Source organism: Frateuria terrea (assembly GCF_900115705.1).
GTDB lineage: Bacteria > Pseudomonadota > Gammaproteobacteria > Xanthomonadales > Rhodanobacteraceae > Frateuria_A > Frateuria_A terrea.
Map to the genome: position 1 here is coordinate 327,381 of NZ_FOXL01000005.1, position 21,440 is coordinate 348,820.

Consider the following 21,440-nt stretch of genomic DNA (forward strand, 5'->3'; position numbering starts at 1 on the left):
CAGTTCACCCGTCCGCGGCGACAATTCGCGCCGCCACACCCTTCGGCCGAGCGGCATGCAACGGAAACCGATCTTCTACGACCCCACCGGTCGCCGCGCCAGCCGTGTCTCGCGCCTGGGGTTGGCGTTGGCCGTCATCAGCACCCTGCTGGTGGTCAGCTGTGCGGTGAGCCTGTTCGTCGGCCCCAGCATGGGCGCGCTGCACCTGGGCCGGCGCGAGCACGGCCTGCATGCCAAGGCGGTGGCACCGCAGCTGGTGCGCCCGGCCGAGAGGCTCGCCGCCGAGGTGCGCACGCGCGAGCGTCAGCTGCGCCGCCACGCGGCCGACAACCGCAGCGGGCTGGCGCGCACGCCGCCGCCCTCGCTCGACCGCCCAACCAACCGGCCGCTGGCGATCGGCTTCTACGTCAACTGGGACGACAGCAGCTACCCCGCGCTCAAGCGCGCGCTGCCGCAACTGGACTGGGTGATCCCGTCGTGGCTGAGCGTGAGCGGGCCGACGATGGCGCTGCACACCTCGATCGATCCGAAGGCGCTCGACCTGATTCGCCGCAGCAAGCCCTCGATGCCGATCCTGCCGCTGCTGCAGAATGCGGTCGACGGGCAATGGGACGGCCCGGGCCTGGCCCGCCTGCTCGCCGACCCGGCACGCCGGCACCAGCGCATCAGCGAGATCGTCGGTTTCCTCGCCGCCTACCATTTCCAGGGCGTCACCATCGACTTCGAGGAAGTGCCCGCCACGTCGCAGGCCGATCTGAAGACCTTCCTCGGCGAGCTGGCCGATGCGTTCGAACCGCACGGCTGGGGCATCGTCCTGTCGGTGCCGTTCGACGACGCGGACTGGGACTACAAGGGCTACGCCGACCTGGTCGACTTCGAGTTGCTGATGGCCTACGACCAGCACTGGGCCGGCAAGGATCCGGGCAGCATCGCCGGCGAGGACTGGTTCGAGCAGACGCTGGCCAAGCGCATGAAGCAGCTCGACCCGGACCAGACCCTGATTGCGCTGGGCAGCTACGGCTACGACTGGGCGAGCGGCCAGAACGCCGAGGCGCTCACCTTCCAGGACGCGATGGACCGTGCCAGCGACGCGCAGGCCACGATCGAGTTCGATCCGGACAGCGAGAACCCGCACTACGCCTACAGCGAGGACGACGGCACTGCGCACCAGGTGTGGTTCCTCGACGGGGCGACCGCCTACAACCAGGTGCACGCCGCCGACGACTACAAGCCGTGGGGCTACGCGTTGTGGCGCCTGGGTTCGGAAGACCCGACCGTGTGGTCGGTACTCGGCCGTCCCTACGGTTCGCCCGCTCCGGCGGAGCTCTCGACCATCGCCGCCGGCCAGGACATCGACATCGAAGGCCAGGGCGAGGTGCTGCAGATCGCCTCCTCGCCCTCGCCTGGCGCACGCACCGTCAAGGTGGACAAGGACGAGGGCAGCATCGAGGACGAACACTACACGGCGCTGCCGGGCTCGTACGTGATCCAGCGCGTCGGCACCGCGCCACGCGAGATCGCGCTGACCTTCGACGACGGCCCGGATCCGGAATGGACCCCGCAGATCCTGGACATCCTCAAGGCCAGGCACGTGCCGGCGACCTTCTTCGTCATCGGCGAGAACGCCGAGATGTCGCCCGGGCTGGTACAGCGGGAAATCGAGGAAGGCCACGACGTCGGCAACCACACGTTCACCCACCCCAACCTAGGTGAAATGCCGCCGGGGCTGGTGTCGCTCGAGCTCAACGCGACACAGCGGCTTTTCGAAGCACTCACCGGACGCTCGATGCGCCTGTTCCGCGCGCCGTACTTCGGCGACGCCGAGCCGACCACGGCCGACGAGCTGGCGCCGATCGAGGTGGCGCAGCGGCTGGGCTACATCGCGGTGGGCCTGCACATCGATCCGGACGACTGGCAGCGGCTGCCCGCCGAGCAGGTGGTCGCCAGCGTGCTCGCGCAGGTGGCACACCAGAGCCCGGACCGGCAGAGCCGCGTGGTGCTGCTGCACGATGGTGGCGGCGATCGCTCGCAGACCGTGGCGGCGCTGCCGCGGATCATCGACGGGCTGCGCGCGCAGGGCTACCGGTTCGTCACCGTCTCGCAGTTGGCCGGACTGACCCGCGACCAGGCGATGCCGCCGCTGCCGCCCGGTTCGCTGGCGCGCTGGGCCGACCGTTCGGTATTCCTCACGGTCGGCTGGTTCGGGCACTTCCTGCGCCTGCTGTTCATCACCGCGGTGCTGCTGGGGGTGGCACGGTTGCTGGTGCTCGGTGGCCTGGCGATCGTCAACTGGATGGCCGACCGGCGCCGCCACGTGCCCGCGACCGAGGTCGCGCCGCGCGTCTCTGTGCTGATTCCTGCCTACAACGAGGAAAAGGTCATCGCCAGCTCGATCCGGCGCATCCTCCACAGCCGGCACGCCGACCTGGAAGTGGTGGTGGTCGACGACGGCTCGACCGATGACACCGCCGCCGTGGTCGCCAGCGAATTTGCCGACGAGCCGCGCGTGAAGCTGATCCGTATCCCCAACGGCGGCAAGGCCAACGCGGTGAATACCGCGCTGCGCGCCTCGCACGGCGAGGTGGTGGTGGCGCTCGATGCCGATACCCAGTTCGAACCGCATACCATCGCGCGGCTGGTGCGCTGGTTCGCCGATCCGTCCGTGGGCGCGGTGGCCGGCAACGCCAAGGTCGGCAACCGGGTCAACCTGATCACCCTGTGGCAGGCGCTGGAGTACATCACCGCGCAGAACCTGGAACGTCGCGCGCTGGCCGCGCTGGGCACGATCACCGTGGTACCCGGCGCGGTCGGCGCCTGGCGCCGCGCGGCACTGGAAGCGCTCGGCGGTTTCCCCGGCGACACCCTGGCCGAGGACCAGGACCTCACGCTGGCAGTGCAGATGGCCGGCTACCGCGCGCTGTTCGACAGCACCGCGGTGGCCTGGACGGAGGCACCCGATACCGTCAGCGGCCTCGCCCGGCAACGCTTCCGCTGGGCCTTCGGCACGCTGCAGTGCCTGTGGAAGTACCGCAGCGCCACGTTCAACCCGCGCTTCGGCGCGCTCGGGCTGGTCGCGCTGCCGCAGGTGTGGTTGTTCCAGATCGTGTTCTCGGTCGCCTCGCCCCTGGTCGACCTGCTGATGCTCTGGCAGCTGGTCGCCACCGGCCTGGACTACCTGCAGCACCGGGCCCAGTTCGACTACGTCAATCTCGAGAAGATGGCGATGTTCTACGCCGTGTTCATGGCCGTCGACCTCGCCGCGGGCGTGCTCGCCTTCGCGATGGAAAAGAAGGAGAAGTGGAGCCTGCTGTGGTGGCTGGTACTGCAGCGCTTCGGCTATCGGCAGCTGATGTATTACGTGGTCGTGCGTTCGGTCTGGACGGCCATCCGCGGCCCGTCGGTGGGCTGGGGCAAGCAGGAACGCAAGGCCACGGTGCAGGCCGCGGACGGGCACGACTAGCTCACGGCGGCCCGGCGTGCCGGGAAACAACCGTCCAGGCAACCGCGAGGAAAGGCGCGCAAGCAGAGCGCCTCAACCCGGTGGCAGGTCCATGGGCACGGCCATCCCGCGCTTGATGGTGCCCAGCGCCACACGCGTGTGGAAGCGGCGCACGTTCGGGTTCTCGCTGACCATCCGTTGCATCAGCGCTTCGTATTGCTCGACGTCACGGGCGCTAAGGACAAGCACATAGTCGTCCTCGCCGGTGACGTACCAGGCCTCCTGGATCGCCGGCTCCGCGCCGATCCACTGCTTGAGCCGCACCAGCAGCTCGGGACGCTCGCGCTCCACTTCCACATCGACGATCACGGTCAACGGCCGGCCCACGCTCCTGGGATCGACCACCGTCACCTCGGCGGTGATCACCGCTTCCTCCCGCAGCCGAGCGATCCGCCGCTGCACCGCCGAGGCGGACAGACCGATCTGCGTGCCGATCATTTCAGCCGAACGGCGGGTATCGGCCTGCAGGATGGCGAGAATACGGCGGTCGAATTTGTCCAGCTCGATGAGCATCGGGCGCACCAGTCGTAGATCGGGGAGAAAGCGCATTTTGCAGGTCGTCGACGCGGCTACGCCGCGCGGGCGGACCCTAGCATAGGAAACCGTCTTCCCCACTCGGCAACCTCCCATGGACGCCATCCCCAGCTTCAGCCGGATTCTCGGGGCCGCACGGCATATCGACCCGGTGTTCCTGCGGTCACCGGTTGCGAGTGACGGCACGCTCGACGCCCTGCTGGGCTGCCAGTTGCGAGCCAAGGTCGAACTGGCCAATCCGGTCGGCTCGTTCAAGGGACGCGGCACCGAGCTGTTCTGCGCTACCGCGCTCGATGCGGGCGAAGCGATCTGCTGCGCCTCGGCGGGCAACTTCGGCCAGGGCCTTGCTCGCGCCGCCACCGCTCGAGGCCATGCCTGCACCGTGTTCGCGGCTGAACGAGCCAATCCGGTGAAGCTCGATGCGATGCGCCGCTTCGGCGCTGATGTCCGACTGGCCGGTCACGACTTCGATGCCGCCAAGCATGCGGCCCGCCAATACGCCGTCGCGCATGGCCTGCTTTTCGTCGAAGACGGCGCGGAGGCCGCGATCGCCGAGGGCGCCGGCACGATCGCGCTGGAGCTCCTGCGCGAAGGCGCCTTCGACGCGATCGTCATACCGGTCGGCAACGGAGCCTTGCTTGCCGGCATCGGCACGGTGCTGCGCCGGCTTGCGCCGGCCGTGGAAATCGTCGCGGTAGTGGCCGGTGGCGCACCAGCGATGAAGCTCTCGATCGAGGCAGGTCGATCGATTTCCACGGAGCAAGCCGACACGATCGCCGACGGCATCGCCGTGCGCGCCCCCATCGCCTCGACGCTCCACTACCTGCGCGGCTGCTGCGACGCGATCGTCGACGTTTCCGAGCCGCAGATCGTGCAGGCCATGCGGCTGGTCCACCGGCACCTGGGCCATGTCGTCGAACCCGCCGGCGCCGTGGGCGTGGCCGCCGTGCTGGCCGAGCCGGCGCGCTACACGGGACGGCGGGTGAGCACCGTGCTCAGTGGCGGAAACATTTCCGGCCCGATGCGCGAACGCCTGCTCGCAGCTTGATCCCGCTTTCCCGCTCCATTTCGCAGAGGCTTGCCATGAAACTGCTCTACCAGAGCCACTCGCCGTATGCCCGCAAGGTGTTGGTCGCAGCCCACGAAGTGGGCCTGGCCGGCCGCATCGAGGTGATCCATCACGAAACCAGCCCGACTCGTCGCAACGAAGAGGTCTTCGCGCTCAACCCGCTCGGCAAGGTGCCGGTGCTGATCGACCAGGACCAGGTGCTGTTCGACTCCAACGTCATCTGCGAGTACCTCGACGGTCTCCACGACGGCCCGAAGCTGATCGCGGCCACCGCGACCGCACGCTACCGCACGCTGCGCCTGCAGTCGCTCGCCCAAGGCATGGCCGACGCGGGCATTGCCGTACGCTGGGAAACCGAGCGCCGGCCCGAAGCCGTGCGCTGGGCACCGCTACGCGATGGCCAGCTGGAAAAGATCGCCGCTGCTTGCGACTACCTGGAAGCGGAACTGGCCACTCCCCTGGCGCCCGATCTCGGCGCGATTGCGTTGGCGACTGCCCTGAGCTGGCTCGAATTCCGCGGCGTATACGCCTTCCAGCCCGGCCGGCCACGCCTGACGGCATGGTACGAAAACTTCAGCGTCCGTCCGTCGATGCTCGCCACGGCCCTGCGCGGCAACACCTGCGACTGATTACGCCGCCCCTTTTTGGCCGCCCATCGCACCGAACACGTCTATGCGCTCCCTGTGGACCGACATGTTGCATCTCCATGGCCAACTCCGCGACTGGTGGCTGGCACTTGGGCCGACCGAAGCTGCGCCATCCACCTTTCTTGCGCCCGCACCGCACGTACCGGCCGCGCCGGTGCACGCTGCGTACCGGTCGCTTCCGCAGCGACTGTGCCTGGGCATAGGCGATGGCACGGCGCGTCGGCAGTGACCGATGGCATCGTCGAAGGATGCGTCGCCATGCGGAATCCGCGGTGACTGGCTGCCACGCGGCTAGGATGCGGCCCGCTTGCCCTGCGTCGGCGCCGGTGCGGGCGGCTCCCAGCCGAACACGCTGCGTCCGCCGTATTCGTGCGAACGCGTCCGTTCCTCGGCAATGTACTGCTCCACCGACGGCCCCCTGGCATGCCGCTCCAGCCGGCGTGCCTGCTCGTCCAGCCGCTTGAGCGCGGCCAGTTGCTCGTCGCGTCCCAGCTTTGCGTTCTCCACCGCCGACTTCAGCACGCCGATGGTGTGGTCGTAGACGCGCGTGGGCACCGGGAACGGGTGGCGGTCCTTGCCGCCATGGGCGAGCGAGAAACGCGCAGGATCGCTGAAGCGACATGGCGCACCGTGCACCACCTCGGCCACCATCGCCAGCGCGCGCACCGTACGGGCGCCCACGCCGGGCACCTGCAGCAGCTCGGTGAAGTCACGCGGACCGCTCTCCGCCGCGGCGGCCAGTGCGCCGTGCAGGCGACGCGTGACGACGTCGCCGCCGCGCACGTCGTGGTGGTTGGGCATCACCAGGTGCGGCAGCAGGCCAAGCTGCAACGGTGCATCGAGCGGTGGCGCGGAAGCGGGCCTGCCCTCGATGCGCTCCAGCTCGCGCGCGATGCCGTCGGGCCCGAGCGCCTGCAGCAGATCCAGCTGCGCCAGCCGCGAGGCCTGCGCACGGCGGTCGGCCAGGTTCACGATGCGCCCCTGGCCGGGCCCGTCCACCGCCGCGTGCGGGTCGTCCACGAAGCTCTTCAGGTTCTCCGACAGCCAGTGGTAGCGGCGCGCCTGCCGGCGCTCGCCGTTCATGCCTTGCTGTACCACCACCCACTGGCCATCGTCGCCGACGATGAACCCGTGCAGGTAGAGATCGAAGCCGTCCTGCACCGCGGCACTGTCCACTTTCGCCACCAGCCGGCTCACGCTGGCCAGCGCGCCGCCATCGAGGCCGACCTTCTCGCCGATCGCCACCAGCTCGCCGGGCGTGGCGCGCGAGTACTTGCCGCGGCCGCCACAGACGTGGATGCCCAGCTCGTTCGACAGCGGTCCGAGCCCCCGCTTGAGCGCGCCGATCACGCTGGTGGTGATGCCGGAGGAATGCCAGTCCATGCCCATCACCGCGCCGAAGGACTGGAACCAGAACGGATGCGCCAGCCGCCGCAGGAACTCGTCGCGGCCGTACTCGTGCACGATCGCCTCGGCCATCAGCGCGCCCAGCCGCGTCATCCGGTCCGCCAGCCAGCGCGGCACGCGCCCGCCATGCAGCGGCAGGTCGGCGCTTCCGGATCGTCGGGTCATGCGGGCGGGCTTCCAGGGTGCGATGGGTTTCGTGGCGGGCATGACCCACCAGCCCACGCAGTATCGCAAAGCGCAGTCTCACGGGATGAACCCTTGCCGGCCGCCACCCGTGCGTTCCATTGGCTCCGTGCGCGCCGGCTCGCTAAGCTGGTGCGATGCCCGCGCCCGACCTGCCCATGACCACCGCTTCCGACCGCGCCGCCGAGCGCCTCGCCTGGACCCGCGCCGCCCTGCGCGATGCCTCGCTCACGCTGGAACCCGCCTCGTCCGACGCCAGCTTCCGCAGCTACTGGCGCACGCACACCGGCGGCGCCAGCTGGATCGTGATGGATTCGCCGCCCGCACTGGAGGATCCCGCACCCTGGCTCGCGATCGGTCAACGCCTGCGGGACGCCGGCCTGCATGCGCCTTTTGTCCTCGAGCACGACCTGGCGCAGGGTTTCCTGCTGATCGAGGACCTCGGCCAGCGCGCCTACCTGCCCGCGCTCGACGACGACAGCGTGGATGCGCTCTATGGCCAGGCGATGGACGCCCTGCTGCGCATCCAGACGGCCGTCGACGGAACGGACCTTCCGCCCTACAACCACGCCTTCCTGCAGCGCGAACTGGAGCTGATGCCCGAGTGGTTCCTGCAGCGGCACCTGGGCTACACGCCCGAGTGCGGGGAGTGGGACGTGATCGAGCAGGCGTTCACCGTGCTGCTGCACAGCGCCGCCGAGCAACCGCGCGTGTTCGTACACCGGGATTTCCACAGCCGCAACCTGATGCTCGTTGGCGATCCGCCGGAGCCACGATCGCCGGACGACCGTCCGGCCTCGTCGCACTACCGCGACGCCATCGCGCCAGGGCTGTGGAGCCCCGGCATCATCGATTTCCAGGGTGCGCTGTACGGGCCGCTCGCCTACGACCTCGCTTCGCTGCTGCGCGATTGCTACATCGCCTGGGACGAGGCCCGCGTCGCCGGCTGGGCGGAGGCCTATCGCCAGCGTGCGCTGGATGCCGGCCTGCTCGAGCCGGACGTCGACCGCGAACGCTTCCGCCGCTGGTTCGACCTGATCGGTCTGCAGCGCCATCTGAAGGTGCTCGGCATCTTCTGCCGCCTGTGGTATCGCGACGGCAAGCGGGGCTACCTCGGCGACCTGCCGCGCGTACTGGATTACGTGCTCGGGGTTTCGCGCCGCTATTCCGAGCTGGCGGATTTTGCCACGCTCGTCGAGCGCTGCGTGGGCGGGCGCGACATCACCACACCGGCGGCGGCATGAGGCATGCGCTGATCTTCGCCGCGGGCCTGGGCGAGCGTATGCGCCCGCTCACCGACCGCACGCCCAAGCCGCTGCTCGAAGCCGGTGGCAAGCCGCTGATCGCCTGGCACCTGGAGAAACTTGCCGCCGCCGGCGTGCACTACGTGGTGATCAACACCTCGCACCTGGCCGAACAATTTTCCGATGCACTGGGCGACGGCAGCCGCTGGGGCCTGCGCATCCGCTATGCGTACGAGGGTCCCACGCCGCTGGAAACCGGTGGCGGCATGTACAACGCGCTGCCGCTGCTGGGCGAGGAACCGTTCATCGCCGTCAACGGCGACATCCACAGCGACGTCGACTACGCCGCGCTGCCGCCGCAGCCGAGGGGTCTCGCGCACCTGGTGATGGTCGGCAATCCCGCGCACCACCCGCACGGCGACTTCATGCTTGACGCGCAAGGGTTGCTGCACGCCGAAGGCGAGCCACGGCTGACTTTCAGCGGCATCGGCGTGTACCGCCGCGCGCTGCTGCAGGACTGGCGCACCACGATCGGCGATGCGCCCGGCGCAGAAGCCACGCCGCCCCGCTTCAAGCTCGCTCCTTTGCTGCGCGGCGCCATGGCCGCCGGCCAGGTGCATGGCTCGCATCATCGCGGCAGCTGGACCGACGTGGGAACGCCCGCCCGCCTGGCCGACCTGGATGCACGCCTGCGCGGCTAGTGCGCGGCGCACCAGGCCGGCGAAACCGCGTGCGGCGTCAGCCGTGTGCGTCACCCGGGCCGCCAAGCTCCACTCGGCTGGCCTCTGCAGGCAGTCGGCAGGGTCAGTGTGATCGTGGACCGATGACGTACCTCGCATCGGCCACGCCCTTAGCGAAAGGCAACCAAGAATACGGCCCATGGACGACAACGAACGGATGCAGACCGAACCGGGAATGCTCCATCGCGTACGCGCCTACGATTGGGGAACGACCGCGCTGGGACCGATCGACCGCTGGCCCCAGGCGCTGCGCACGGCGGTGGACATCACCCTTTCCTCCAACCTGCCCATGGTGATGGCGTGGGGGCCGGACGCGCAGCTGATCTACAACGACGCGTACGCCGGTTTCGCGGGCGGGCGCCATCCCTACCTGCTCGGGCTCAACGTGCTGGCGGCCTGGCCGGAAGTGGCCGACTTCAACCGGCACGTGCTGGACACGACGCTGGCGGGCAGCCCGCTTTCCTACAAGGACCAGCCGCTGGTGCTGTTCCGCAACGGCCACCCCGAGGACGTCTGGCTCGACCTGGATTACATCCCGCTGCGCGACGGCGAGGGCGTGCCGAGGGGGTTCCTCGCCGTCGTAGTGGAGACGACCGCGCGCGTCAATGCCGAGCGCGCCTATCATCGCGCCCGCGAACAGGTCGAACTGGCACTCGACTCCGGCGCGGTGATCGGCACCTGGTTGTGGAATGTGCCGGACAACCAGGTCACCGGCGACCACCGCTTCGCCCGCGCCTTCTCGCTGGATCCGGTGCATGCGGCCGCCGGCTTGCCGGTCGAGGCGTTCCTGGACCGCATCCACCCGCAGGACATGCCGGAAGTCGAGTTACGCATCGACCAGAGCATGCGCGAAGGTGCGCCTTACCGCTGCCAGTACCGCATCCTGCAGCCGGACGATCGCTACCTGTGGGTCGAGGCCTCCGGCCGCTGTGAGCACGACGAGCAAGGACGCCCCACCTGCTTCGCCGGTCTGATGGTCGATGTGCAGGAACGAAAGCTCGCCGAGCAGCAGCAGCGCACGATGATCAACGAGCTCAACCACCGGGTGAAGAACACCCTGGCAATCGTGCAGTCGCTGGCGGCGCAGTCCTTCAGCGGCGCCGCCTCGGTGGAAAGCGCGGCCGAGGTGTTCAACGCCCGCCTGATCTCGCTCTCGCATGCCCACGACGTGCTCACCCGCGAGCACTGGCACAGCGTGCTGCTGAGCGACCTGGTGGCGCAGATGGCGCGCTCGCACGACTTCCGCGGCAGCGAGCGCTTCGACATCGACGGGCCGCGGGTCCGGTTGTCGCCGCAGAACGCGCTGTCCTTCGCACTGGCGCTGCACGAACTGGCCACCAACGCGATCAAGTACGGCGCGCTCGGCGACCGTGGCGGCGGCGTGCGCATCCACTGGTTCGTCGGCGAAGCCCACGGCCGGCGCATCCTGCACCTTGATTGGGTCGAATACGGCGGACCACCGGTGCTTCCGCCAGCCCGCAAGGGTTTCGGCACGCGCCTGATCGAACGCAGCCTCAACCCCGCGCGCAACGGCGCGGTGAGCATCGAATACCGGGAGACCGGCCTGGCCTGCCACATCGCCGTGCCGCTGCCGGAAGTGGAGGAGTGAGGCGCCCGGCTTGAGCCTCCCCTCTCCGGTAGAGGGGATTCGAGTGCGAAGTCTGCGGGAGGCGCTTCGACGTCGCCCTGCGGGCTACGCTCAGCGCGAACGGTGATCGTGCCCCGGCTTTTGCTTGCTCCTCTCCCTGGAGGGGTGAGGAGCAAGGGCGGTCTCGCTCCTAGCGGCCGGCGGGTCGCAGCGTGGGCGGTACCGGCAGTGCGGTCGCCGCCACTGGCGTGCCAGCCGGGGACGTACCGGTGGGTTCGGGCGAAGCGGGGACATCCCTTGCCGGCGTGGACGGCGAAGATACCGCTGCCGTCGGCGGGCCCTTGGGCGGCGAGGGGCTGCCATCCACGACATCCTGCGACAGCGCCGCCGCCTCGGCTTCCCTGGTCATCACGATGATGCTGATGCGCCGGTTGATCGGATTGTCCGGATGCGCCTTGTCCAGCGGCACCGAGGCCGCCAGGCCGACCACGCGCGCGGTCTTGCCCTTGTCCATGCCGCCGGCCAGCAGGGCGCGACGCGCGGCGTTGGCACGGTCGGTGGAGAGTTCCCAGTTGCTGTAGTCGCGCTCGTTCATATAGGGCGCGTCATCCGTATGCCCGGTGATGCTGACGCGGTTGGGCACGCGGTTGATGAAGGTACCCAGCTCGCCGAGGATCGCGCGCGTGTAGTCCTTCAACTGGGCACTGCCCAGGTCGAACATCGGCCGGTTGAGCTTGTCGACGATCTGGATGCGCAGGCCTTCGGAGGTGATGTCCAGCAGCAGCTGGTCTTTGAACGGCGCCAGCGCCTGGCTGTTCTGGATTGCCGCGTGCAGCTGCTGCATCAGCTCCTGCAGGCGGGCCTTCTCCTGCGCGCGCGCGCGCTTGTCGATCTCTTCCTTCGAAGCTGCACCGGGCGGGCCGTTGTGGCGGTCCTTGCCGGGGCCGTGGGAAAGATCCATCGCACCGCCCAGTTGTACCGCCGCGTCGCTGGCGCCGCCGGGACCCATCTTGCCCGGCGGAGCGATCGTGGCGCTGCCAGGCGTCATGCTGGGGTTGCGGAAATACTCGGAGATCGCCGCCTTCTGCTCGCGCGTACCGGCGCCCAGGATCCACATGACCAGGAAGAACGCCATCATCGCGGTGACGAAGTCGGCGTAGGCCACCTTCCACGCGCCGCCGTGGTAGCCGTGCCCCCGCTTCCTCACTCGCTTGACGATGACCGACGGGCCGCCCCCTTCGCTCATGCACCGGCTCCGGCGCGGGCGCCCTTGAGGTGGTCCTCCAGGTCCTGGAAGTTCGGCCGCGACTGCGCCGACAGCACCTTGCGCGCGAACTCCACCGAAACCTTCGGGTTGTATCCGCGCAGGTTGCCCAGCAGCGCCACCTTGACGCATTCGAAGGCCTTGCCGTCCTCGCGCACCCGGCTCTCCATCGCCGCCGCCAAGGGGCCGATGAAGCCATAGCACAGCAGGATGCCAAGGAAAGTGCCGACCAGGGCGCCGGCGATGTGCTCGCCGATGCGCGAGGTATCGCCCCCCAGGTTGGACATGGTGGTGACGATGCCCAGCACCGCCGCCACGATGCCGAAACCAGGCAGTCCGTCGGCCATCTTCGCCACGGCCTGCGCCGGCGCCTCGGCCTCGACGTGGTGGTTCTCGACCTCGGCGTCGAGCAGCGCTTCGAGCTCGTGCGCCTCCATGCTGCCGCCGACGATCAGGCGCAGGCAATCGGTGATGAATTCGACCAGGTGGTGTTCGCCCAGCAGGCGCGGATAGGCGGAGAACACCGGGCTCGATTGCGGGTCTTCGATGTGCGGCTCCATGCCGAGCACGCCTTCCTTGCGCATCACCCCGAAGATGTCATACAGCAGCGCGAGCAGGTCCACGTAGTCCTGCTTGCGGTACTTCGGTCCCTTCATCAGGCCGGCCACGTCCTGCATCGCGGCCTTGACGATCTTGGCGGGATTGGCCGCCAGGAAAGCACCGATCGCGCCGCCGAAGATGATCAGCAACTCGTACGGTTGCCACAGCGCCATCAGTTGGCCGTGCGACATCACATAGCCGCCGAGCACGCAGCCGAGCACGATCAGCGTTCCAACCAAAACCAGCATATCCAACTCCGGGCGGGGCGGCGCCTTGCACTCCGGGTTATCGGTCGGCCGGCGGAAAAATTGAACGGCCCGGGCCGGTTTTCCGCGGAGAGCGGTTTCCCCGGGTACGACGCAGCGCGGACGCCCACCTCACGAGGAGGCCCAAACGAAAGAGCCCGGCTCAGGCCGGGCTCTTTTCGTGAAACGTGGGCCAACCTCAGGGCCGCCTTGCCAGCTCCGGGTTGTCCTTGGTCTGCGGCATCAGGTCCTTCTTGGACACGCCCAGCCACAGCAGGATCGGGCTGGCCACGAAGATCGAGGACAGCGTGCCGACGACGATGCCGATCAGCATGGTGATCGCAAAACCGTGCACCTGCGGGCCGCCGAAGAAGTACAGCGCCGCCATGGTGATGCCGGTGAACAGCGAGGTGATGATGGTTCGCGACAGCGTAGTGTTGATCGAGCGGTTGAGGATCTCTTCCGGCTCGGCCTTGCGGGAGAGCCTGAACAGCTCGCGGATACGGTCGAACACCACCACCTTGTCGTTGATCGAATAGCCGATCACCGCCAGCACCGAGGCCAGCACGGTCAGGTCGAACTCGCGCTGCACCAGCGAGATCACGCCCAGCGTCACCAGCACGTCGTGTACTTCGGTGGCGAGCGCTGCGATGGCGAAGCGGCGCTCGAAGCGGATCCACAGGTACACGCCGATGCCGATGATCACGAAGATCGCGGCGATCGAACCGTCGCTCTTGAGTTCGTCGCCGACCTGCGGACTGACGAAACTGTGGCTGTTTTCGACGGCGTCCGGGCGCTCCTTCTTGAGCGCAGCCATGACGCTGGCGGCGACCTTGTCCGCGCGCGCCGAAGCGCCCTCGCCCGGGGCAGCCGCACCGGCCTTGCCGTCGCCCTTGGGCTGCAGGCGGATCAGCACCTGGCGCGAACCGCCCAGGCTCTGCACCACCGGGTTTTCGATGCCGGCCTGGTCCAGCGCCTTGCGCACGTCGGCGATGTCGATCGTGTGGTCGTACTTGACCTCGACCGAGATACCGCCGGTGAAATCCAGGCCGTAGTTGAGGCCGCGGGTGAGCAGCAGCCCCACCGAGGCGATCATCAGCAAGATCGCGATGACGATACTGATCTTGCGCCAGTGCAGGAACGGGACGTTGCTGTTGTGGTTGAAGATTTCCATTGAGGAGTCCCGCCCTTACACCGAAAGGGTCTTGAGCTTGCGGTTGCCGTGGATCAGCGCGGTGATCGCGTGGGTCACGGTGACCGAGGTGAACATCGAGGTCAGGATGCCGATCAGCAGCGTCACGCCGAAGCCCTTGATCGGACCCGAGCCCATGGTGGTGAGCGCCAGCGCGGCGATCAGGTGGGTGACGTTGGCATCGAGAATGGTCGCCCAGGCCTTGTCGTAGCCGGCGCGGATGGCCGCGTGCGGGCTGGAGCCGTTGCGCAGTTCCTCACGCACGCGCTCGCAGATCAGCACGTTGGCGTCGATCGCCATGCCCAGCGTCAACACGATACCGGCGATGCCCGGCATGGTCAGGGTCACGCCGATCATCGACATCACCGCGACCAGGATCACCAGGTTGAAGAACAATGCGATGTCGGCCACCAGGCCGAACAGGTGGTAGTAGATCGCCGCCGCCAGCAACACCAGCCCCAGGCCCAGCAGCACCGCGCGCAAGCCCTTCTGGATGTTGTCCTGGCCCATGCTCGGGCCGATCACCGACTGCGAGGCGATGTTCATCGGCGCAGCGAGCGAGCCGCCCTTGAGCAGCAGGGCAAGTTCGGAAGCTTCCTTCGGATTGGCCAGGCCGGTGGTCTGGAACTGTTTGCCGAACACGCCCTGGATCGTCGCGTCGCTGATCACCTCCTGGGTGGTGTGCGGCACCTGCACTTCCTTGCCGTCGACGATCTTGGTGTCGTAGACGGTCTCCACGTACACCACGGCCATCGGCTTGCCGACATTGGCGCTGGTGAAGTCGAGCATCTTCTTGGCGCCCGAGGCGCTCAGCGTTACGTCCACCTTCGGCGTGCCGCTCTGCTGGTCGACGCCGGAGGACGCATCCACCAGTTCGTCGCCGGTGGCAATGATGCGCTTGCTGACCAGCACCGGGCGGTTGGTGCCGCGCTCGTAGTAGAGGTTGGCGTCCGGCGGAACGTTGCCGGTGCGCGCGGCCTCGACGGCACGCGGATCGCCCGGATAGCCAATGCCGGCGCGGTATTCCAGCGTCGCGATCGCGCCGATCACTTTCTTCGCTTCGGCCGGGTTCTGCACGCCGGCCAGCTCCACCACGATCTGGTCTTCGCCCTGCTGCTGGATCAGCGGCTCGGACACACCCAGCGCGTTGATGCGGTTGCGCAGCGTGGCGGTGTTCTGGCGGATGGTGGCCAGCGCCAGTTCGCGCAGCTTCTCCGGCTTGACCGAGGCGGTGAGCAGGAAGCGATCGCCGGTGCTGGCGCCGTCGCGCACCACCAGGTCCGGGTATTCGGTGGCGATCGCGTCGCTGGCGGCGCTGCGGTCGGCCGCCGAGCGCAGCACCACGCCGATGCCCTGCCCGCGCTGGGCGTTGCGGGTCACCGACTCGTAGCGGATGTTCTTTTCGCGCAACAGGCTGCGGATGTCGTCGGCATAGCGCTCTTCCTGCTTGTCGACGACCGCGTTCTGGTCGACCGCCATCAGGAAGTGCACGCCGCCCTGCAGGTCCAGGCCCAGCGGCATCGAGCTGGCGTGGATGGCGCGCAGCCAGCCCGGCACGGTCGAGGCGAGGTTGAGCGCCACGGTGTAGTTGTCGCCCAGCGCGCCCTTGACCACGTCGGCGGCCTTGGCCTGCACGTCGGCATTGGGGAAGTCGGCCACCAGGTGGTCGCCTTCGATCGCCAGGCCGCTGTACGCCACCTTCTGCGCCGTCAGCGCATCGGCGACCTTCTGCTTGACCGAGGCATCGAGCGGTGCGCCGTGGGTGGCGAGCACCTGCACCGACGGCACCGGCGGGAACGCGTTGGGCAGCGCGTAGATGATGCCGAACAGCAATACCAACGCGACCAGCGCGTATTTCCAGCGTGGAAAGTCACTCATGCCTGGGAAGCCCGTTTCTCGTTACGTCGAAGCCGCGGCCCCCTCGGCCCGCGGCGGATGGCCTGGCTGGCCGAAGGATCAGGACGCCTTCAGCGTGCCCTTGGGCAGCACCTGGGAAATGGCGCCCTTCTGCAGCTTGATCTTCACGTTAGGCGCGATCTCGACGGTAAGGAAGCTCTCGCCCACGTCCTCGACGCGGCCGGCGATGCCGCCGTTGCTGACCACCTCGTCGCCCTTGGCCAGCGCCGACACCAGATTGCGGTGCTCCTTCTGGCGCTTCATCTGCGGGCGGATCATCAGGAAATAGAAGATGACGAACAGCGCGATCAGCGGCAGGAAGCTGAAGAGCGGGTTGCCCGGCGCAGCGGCAGGGGCCGCCTGGGCCAGCATGAGGGAGATCGGAAGAGTCATCGTTTCATCCTGCAAGTAGCGGCGTGGACAAGGATTTCCGTCCGCGCCAGAAAAAGGTCTTGGATTATGCCATGCGCCCCCAGGGCATGCACGGGAGCTTCACGCATCCCTGCATGGCGGCAGGCGGCCGGGTTTGCAAGCGGCGCGCTTTGGTAAGCGGCCCGGGGCGGGAAGTTCCCGGGGGACATCACCGGTGAAGCGCCCTGTGCGCGGCCGGCCATTTCCTCGCTGAAGAGCGCCTTCCCAACGCAGGCGCACGGCAGCCGCGCATCGGGCGCCTTGCACACGCAGGATGGGCTTGGCCTTGCTCAGCCCCGCCAGGGAGCGCGCAGTGAGGGTTCGGTATCTCGCGGCATGTCGTTCCGCCCGGACCTCTCTCTCTTCGGGCCCCCTCCCCCGAGGGCGAAGGTTCGAGTGCCGGGCGCACTACGCGTCCGGTGTCCCGCCCTGGCGGCGCGCGTAGAAAGCGGCGACGAAGTCCTCGAGCGTGCCGGCGGCGATGGCTGCCCTGAGTCCGGCCATCAACCGCTGGTAATGGCGCAGGTTGTGGTGCGTGGCCAGTTGGCTGGCGAGAATTTCGTTGCAGCGGTCCAGGTGGCGCAAGTAGGCGCGGCTGAAACCGTTGGCGCAGGCGTAGCAGTCGCAGCCTTCCTCGATCACCCGCGTGTCGTCCGCGTACCTGGCATTGCGGATGCGCAGGGTGCCCTCGGGCACGAACAGGAAGCCATTCCTGGCGTTGCGGGTCGGCATGACGCAGTCGAACATGTCGATGCCCCGGCGCACCGCCTCGACGATGTCCTCCGGCCGGCCCACGCCCATCAAGTAACGCGGCTTGTCCTGCGGCAGCATCGACACGGTGAAGTCCAGCGTGTGGTTGCGCTCGGCCTCCGGCTCGCCCACCGCCAGGCCGCCGACCGCGTAGCCGTCGAAGCCGATGCCGACCAGGCCCTCGGCCGAGCGGCGGCGCAACGGCTCGTACACGCCGCCCTGCACGATGCCGAACAGCGCGTTGGGATTCTTCAGCTCGTCGAAGGCCCGGCGCGAACGCTCGGCCCAGCGCAGCGACATCGCCATCGAGTCGCCCGCCTGCTGCTCGGTTGCCGGATAAGGCGTGCATTCGTCGAAGATCATGGCGATGTCCGAATCCAGCACCGTCTGGATCTTCATCGACACTTCCGGCGACAGGAACACCTTGGAGCCGTCCACCGGCGAGGCGAAGGTCACGCCCTCCTCGGCCAGCTTGCGCTTGTGCGCCAGCGAGAAGACCTGGAAACCGCCGGAGTCGGTGAGGATGGGCTTGTCCCAGCCAATGAATCGGTGCAGGCCAGCAAATTTCTCCACGATCTCCAGGCCGGGGCGCAGGTAGAGGTGGAAGGTGTTGCCAAGGATGATTTCCGCGCCGAGTTCGGTGAGGTCGCGCGGTGTCATTGCCTTGACCGAGCCGTAGGTGCCCACGGGCATGAAGGCGGGGGTCTCCACGGTGCCGCGGTCGAAGGCAAGGCGGCCGCGGCGGGCCGCGCCGTCGCGCGCCAGCAGTTGGAAAGTCATGGAAGTCATCGAGGCATTATCGCGCGTTCTGCTCCCTCTCCCCGGAAGGGAGCGGGAACTAGGTGCGCGGCAGGATCAGCATGGCGTCGCCATAGGAAAAGAACCGGTACCGCTCCCGCACCGCATGCCTGTAGGCCTCCAGCACGAATTCGCGCCCGGCCAGCGCCGACACCAGCATCAGCAGGGTCGACTGCGGCAGGTGGAAGTTGGTGACCAGGCCATCGATGCTGGTGATGCGGTAGCCGGGGAAGATAAAGATCTGCGTCTCGCCTGCGAACGGCTGCAGTTGCCCGTCCCTCGAGGCGGCCTCCAGCGCCCGCACCACCGTGGTGCCCACCGCGATGACCCGCCCGCCGGCCGCGCGCGTGCGACGCACTTTCTCCACCAGCGCAGCGCCAACGTTGAGCCACTCGCGGTGCATGGTGTGCTGGTGTATGTCCTGCACCCGCATCGGCTGGAACGTCCCGGCGCCCACGTGCAGCGTGACGTAACCCGAATCCACCCCGAGTTCGCGCAGGCGCGCGAGCAGCGGCTCGTCGAAATGCAGGCCCGCGGTCGGCGCGGCCACGGCGCCCGGTTCGCGCGCGTAGACGGTCTGGTAGCGCTCCAGGTCGGCCGCGTCCGCGTGGCGTTCGATGTAAGGTGGCAGCGGCATCTCGCCCAGCTTCGAAAGCAACCCTTCCAGCGGCTCGGGCGATTCGAAGCGCAGCCTGAAAAACGCACCGTCCCGGCCGAGCACGGTCGCGTGGCTGCCGTCACCGAGTTCGATCCGGCCGCCCTGCTTCGGCTTCTTGCTCACGCCCAGCTGCACGGTCGCCTCGTGCGCGCCGGTGACGCGTTCGATCAGGATCTCCACTGCGCCACCGGAATCCTTGCGACCGTAAAGACGGGCCGGCAACACGCGGGTATCGTTGAACACCAGCAGGTCGCCGGCGCGCAGGAACGAAGGCAGCTCGCGGAACTGCCGGTCCGCCAGCGTGCAGGTGGCCGGATCCAGCCACAGCAGCCGGCTGGCCGAGCGCTCTGGCAGCGGGGCCTGGGCGATCAGCTCGGGCGGCAGGTCGAAATCGAAATCGGACTTCTTCAACGGCGTGTCTCGCGGGATTCGTAAGGGCGCACCTGAGCGCAACCGCCACCCATACCGGGGCATCTGCGCAACGGTGGCGGCGACCGGCAATGATAGCTCCGGCCACCACCGTGCTGCGCTGCGCATCGGCTACACACGGCACATCTGCTAGCTTTGCGGGCTTTGCATCGACTTGGGGACGACCCTGCATGTTCGAGCGCGTACTGATTGCCAACCGTGGCGAGATCGCCTGCCGCGTGATCCGCACCTGCCGCCGCCTTGGCATCCACACCATCGCGGTGTATTCGGACGCCGACAAGGACGCCCAGCACGTCCGCCTGGCCGACGAGGCCTGGCCGATCGGCGGCCCGCGCCCGGCCGATTCCTACCTGCGCGGCGACGCCATCCTCGAGGTGGCCAGGCGGACCGGCGCCCAGGCGATCCACCCCGGCTACGGCTTCCTGTCGGAGAACACCGGCTTTGCGCGCGCCTGCGTCGAGGCGGGCATCGTGTTCATCGGACCAAAGCCCGAAAGCATCGACGCGATGGGTTCCAAGGCTGCCGCCAAGGCGCTGATGGAAAAGCACGCGGTGCCGCTGGTGCCGGGCTACCACGGCGAGAACCAGGAACCGGCGTTCCTCGCCGAGCAGGCGCTCAAGACCGGCTATCCGCTGATGATCAAGGCTGCGGCCGGCGGCGGCGGCAAGGGCATGCGCATCGTGCGCGGCGAGGGCGAGTTCGCCGATGCCCTGGCCTCGGCGCAGCGCGAGTCGGCCAATGCCTTTGGCGACACGCGGGTGATCCTGGAGCGCTACGTCGACCATCCGCGGCACATCGAATTCCAGGTGTTCGGCGACACCCACGGCAACGTGATCCATCTGAACGAGCGCGAATGCTCCTCGCAGCGGCGCTACCAGAAAGTGCTGGAAGAGACGCCCTCACCCTTTCTCACGCCGGCGCGCCGCCAGGCGATGGGCGAGGCGGCGGTGGCCGCCGCGAAGGCGGTCGATTACGTTGGCGCCGGCACCGTCGAATTCATCGTTGGCGCGGACGGCGAGTTCTTCTTCATGGAAATGAACACGCGCCTGCAGGTCGAGCACCCGGTCACCGAGGAAACGCTCGGCCTGGACCTGGTCGAGTGGCAGTTGCGTGTCGCCGCCGGCGAGCCGTTGCCGCTGAAACAGGAGCAGATCCGGGCGCACGGCCACGCGATCGAGGTGCGCCTGTACGCCGAGGATCCGGAACAGAATTTCCTGCCCGGCTCGGGCAAGCTGGTGCGCCTGCGCCTGCCCGCGCCGTCCCGGCACGTACGCGTCGATGGGGGCGTGGTCGAGGGCAACACCGTCACCATCTTCTACGACCCGATGATCGCCAAGCTGATCGTGTGGGACGTCGAGCGCCCGCAGGCGCTGGAGCGCCTGCGCGAGGCGCTCGCCCAGTGCGAGATCGTGGGGCCGAAGTCCAACATCGCCTTCCTCGAACGGCTGGCACGCCACCCGTCCGTGGTCGAAGGAACCATCGACACCGGCTACCTCGACCGGCACCTGGACCAGTTTCTCCAGGGCGACGCGGCGCCGGCCGATCGCGTACTGTTCGCTGCGGCTACCGCGGCGTTGCTGCAGGAGGAGCGCCATGTGACGCCCGACCCGGCCGATCCGCACTCGCCCTGGGCGAGCGCCGATGCATGGCGCATCGGCCACGCGGGCAAGCGCGTGGTGGCGCTGTCGCTGCACGAGCAGCGCTACGAAATCGCCGCGCACGGCCATGCCGGCGACTACCGACTCGAACACGGCGAAGCGGCCTGCGAAGTGGCCGGCGCGCGCCTGGAAGCCGATGCGTTGAGCGCCCGCTTCGACGGCGAGGCCCAGCGCCTGCCAGCACGGGTCGACGACACCCGCGTCCTGCTGCACGACGCTGCCGGCCGCCGCTACCGCTTCATACGTGCCCCCGCCTTTGCCTGGGCCTCGACCGAGAGCGCCGGCGGCAACCAGGTCGTCGCACCGATGCCGGGCCGCATCGTGCTGGTCAAGGCCATGGTCGGCGACGTCGTCGAGGAAGGACAGGAACTGCTGGTCATGGAAGCGATGAAGATGGAACTGGCGCTCAAGGCACCGCGCGCAGGCACCATCGACAGCGTCAGCGCGACGCAGGGCGAGTTTGTCGAAGCGGAGATGGTGCTGGTGCGGTTCGAGAGCTGAGGGCCGCGCGACCCGCTCCCTCTCCCCTCCGGGGGGAGGGTTGGGGTGAGGGGCCGCTCTTGCGGGAAGCTCCCTCCGAGGCGTGACTTTCGTCAAGCGCCCTGGCGCCACCCACCTTTCCTGCGAG

At 68.3% G+C, this 21,440-nt stretch carries 16 protein-coding genes; 7 read left to right on the top strand and 9 right to left on the bottom strand.

What is annotated here, in order from left to right; all coding sequences use genetic code 11:
• Nucleotides 1-55 precede the first annotated feature (55 nt).
• Nucleotides 56-3,460, top strand: coding sequence for a trifunctional glycoside hydrolase family 18/polysaccharide deacetylase/glycosyltransferase family 2 protein (locus tag BMZ38_RS10635; RefSeq protein ID WP_091337188.1), 3,405 nt, complete (start codon nt 56-58; stop codon nt 3,458-3,460).
• Between the two features lie 72 nt (nt 3,461-3,532).
• Here BMZ38_RS10635 and BMZ38_RS10640 read toward each other — a convergent pair whose 3' ends face one another.
• Nucleotides 3,533-4,048, bottom strand: coding sequence for an Lrp/AsnC family transcriptional regulator (locus BMZ38_RS10640; RefSeq protein ID WP_245747302.1), 516 nt, complete (start codon nt 4,046-4,048; stop codon nt 3,533-3,535).
• 79 nt (nt 4,049-4,127) lie between these two features.
• Between BMZ38_RS10640 and BMZ38_RS10645 the strand changes: the two genes are divergently transcribed.
• Together BMZ38_RS10645 and BMZ38_RS10650 are read left to right on the top strand one after the other, a co-directional pair.
• Complete coding sequence (locus BMZ38_RS10645; protein WP_091337192.1) at nt 4,128-5,081, top strand: threonine ammonia-lyase; 954 nt, start codon at nt 4,128-4,130, stop codon at nt 5,079-5,081.
• A gap of 35 nt (nt 5,082-5,116) precedes the next feature.
• Nucleotides 5,117-5,731 (top strand): glutathione S-transferase family protein, encoded by a 615-nt coding sequence (locus BMZ38_RS10650; RefSeq protein ID WP_091337194.1) that lies wholly within the window; start codon nt 5,117-5,119, stop codon nt 5,729-5,731.
• Between the two features lie 309 nt (nt 5,732-6,040).
• Here the strand turns inward: BMZ38_RS10650 and BMZ38_RS10655 are convergent, their stop codons facing one another.
• Entirely contained in the window at nt 6,041-7,321 is a 1,281-nt protein-coding gene (locus BMZ38_RS10655) for a DUF763 domain-containing protein (RefSeq protein ID WP_091337196.1), read from the bottom strand.
• A 176-nt stretch (nt 7,322-7,497) separates the two neighbouring features.
• On the opposite strand from BMZ38_RS10655, the gene BMZ38_RS10660 reads away from it, so the two are divergent.
• From BMZ38_RS10660 to BMZ38_RS10670, 3 genes are all read left to right on the top strand, one after another.
• The gene (locus BMZ38_RS10660) at nt 7,498-8,583 is read left to right on the top strand and encodes an aminoglycoside phosphotransferase family protein (RefSeq protein ID WP_091337485.1); all 1,086 of its coding nucleotides are present in this window, start codon (nt 7,498-7,500) and stop codon (nt 8,581-8,583) included.
• Nucleotides 8,580-9,284, top strand: a complete 705-nt coding sequence (gene murU, locus BMZ38_RS10665) for an N-acetylmuramate alpha-1-phosphate uridylyltransferase MurU (RefSeq protein WP_091337198.1) — start codon at nt 8,580-8,582, stop codon at nt 9,282-9,284. The genes BMZ38_RS10660 and murU overlap by 4 nt, the downstream gene beginning before the upstream one ends.
• A 178-nt stretch (nt 9,285-9,462) precedes the next feature.
• Nucleotides 9,463-10,932 (top strand): sensor histidine kinase, encoded by a 1,470-nt coding sequence (locus BMZ38_RS10670; protein ID WP_091337200.1) that lies wholly within the window; start codon nt 9,463-9,465, stop codon nt 10,930-10,932.
• 169 nt (nt 10,933-11,101) lie between these two features.
• Here the strand turns inward: BMZ38_RS10670 and motB are convergent, their stop codons facing one another.
• The 7 genes from motB to queA form a co-directional block, all read right to left on the bottom strand.
• The gene (gene motB, locus BMZ38_RS10675; RefSeq protein ID WP_091337202.1) at nt 11,102-12,157 is read right to left on the bottom strand and encodes a flagellar motor protein MotB; all 1,056 of its coding nucleotides are present in this window, start codon (nt 12,155-12,157) and stop codon (nt 11,102-11,104) included.
• On the bottom strand, nt 12,154-13,023 hold the full coding sequence (gene motA / locus BMZ38_RS10680) for a flagellar motor stator protein MotA (protein WP_091337204.1): 870 nt from the start codon (nt 13,021-13,023) through the stop codon (nt 12,154-12,156). Before motA ends, motB begins: the two co-directional genes overlap by 4 nt.
• Before the next feature lie 196 nt (nt 13,024-13,219).
• On the bottom strand, nt 13,220-14,194 hold the full coding sequence (gene secF, locus BMZ38_RS10685; protein ID WP_091337206.1) for a protein translocase subunit SecF: 975 nt from the start codon (nt 14,192-14,194) through the stop codon (nt 13,220-13,222).
• 15 nt (nt 14,195-14,209) lie between these two features.
• Nucleotides 14,210-16,090: a protein translocase subunit SecD gene (gene secD, locus BMZ38_RS10690; RefSeq protein ID WP_091337208.1), complete on the bottom strand. Its 1,881-nt coding sequence runs from the start codon at nt 16,088-16,090 to the stop codon at nt 14,210-14,212.
• A 78-nt stretch (nt 16,091-16,168) separates the two neighbouring features.
• A complete protein-coding gene (gene yajC, locus BMZ38_RS10695) occupies nt 16,169-16,501 on the bottom strand; it encodes a preprotein translocase subunit YajC (RefSeq protein WP_091337210.1) in 333 nt (110 codons plus the stop codon).
• A 426-nt stretch (nt 16,502-16,927) separates the two neighbouring features.
• Nucleotides 16,928-18,058, bottom strand: a complete 1,131-nt coding sequence (tgt, locus tag BMZ38_RS10700; RefSeq protein ID WP_091337212.1) for a tRNA guanosine(34) transglycosylase Tgt — start codon at nt 18,056-18,058, stop codon at nt 16,928-16,930.
• 49 nt (nt 18,059-18,107) lie between these two features.
• A complete protein-coding gene (gene queA, locus BMZ38_RS10705) occupies nt 18,108-19,136 on the bottom strand; it encodes a tRNA preQ1(34) S-adenosylmethionine ribosyltransferase-isomerase QueA (protein ID WP_091337214.1) in 1,029 nt (342 codons plus the stop codon).
• A 188-nt stretch (nt 19,137-19,324) separates the two neighbouring features.
• On the opposite strand from queA, the gene BMZ38_RS10710 reads away from it, so the two are divergent.
• A complete protein-coding gene (locus BMZ38_RS10710; protein ID WP_091337216.1) occupies nt 19,325-21,313 on the top strand; it encodes an ATP-binding protein in 1,989 nt (662 codons plus the stop codon).
• The last annotated feature ends 127 nt before the right edge of the window (nt 21,314-21,440 follow it).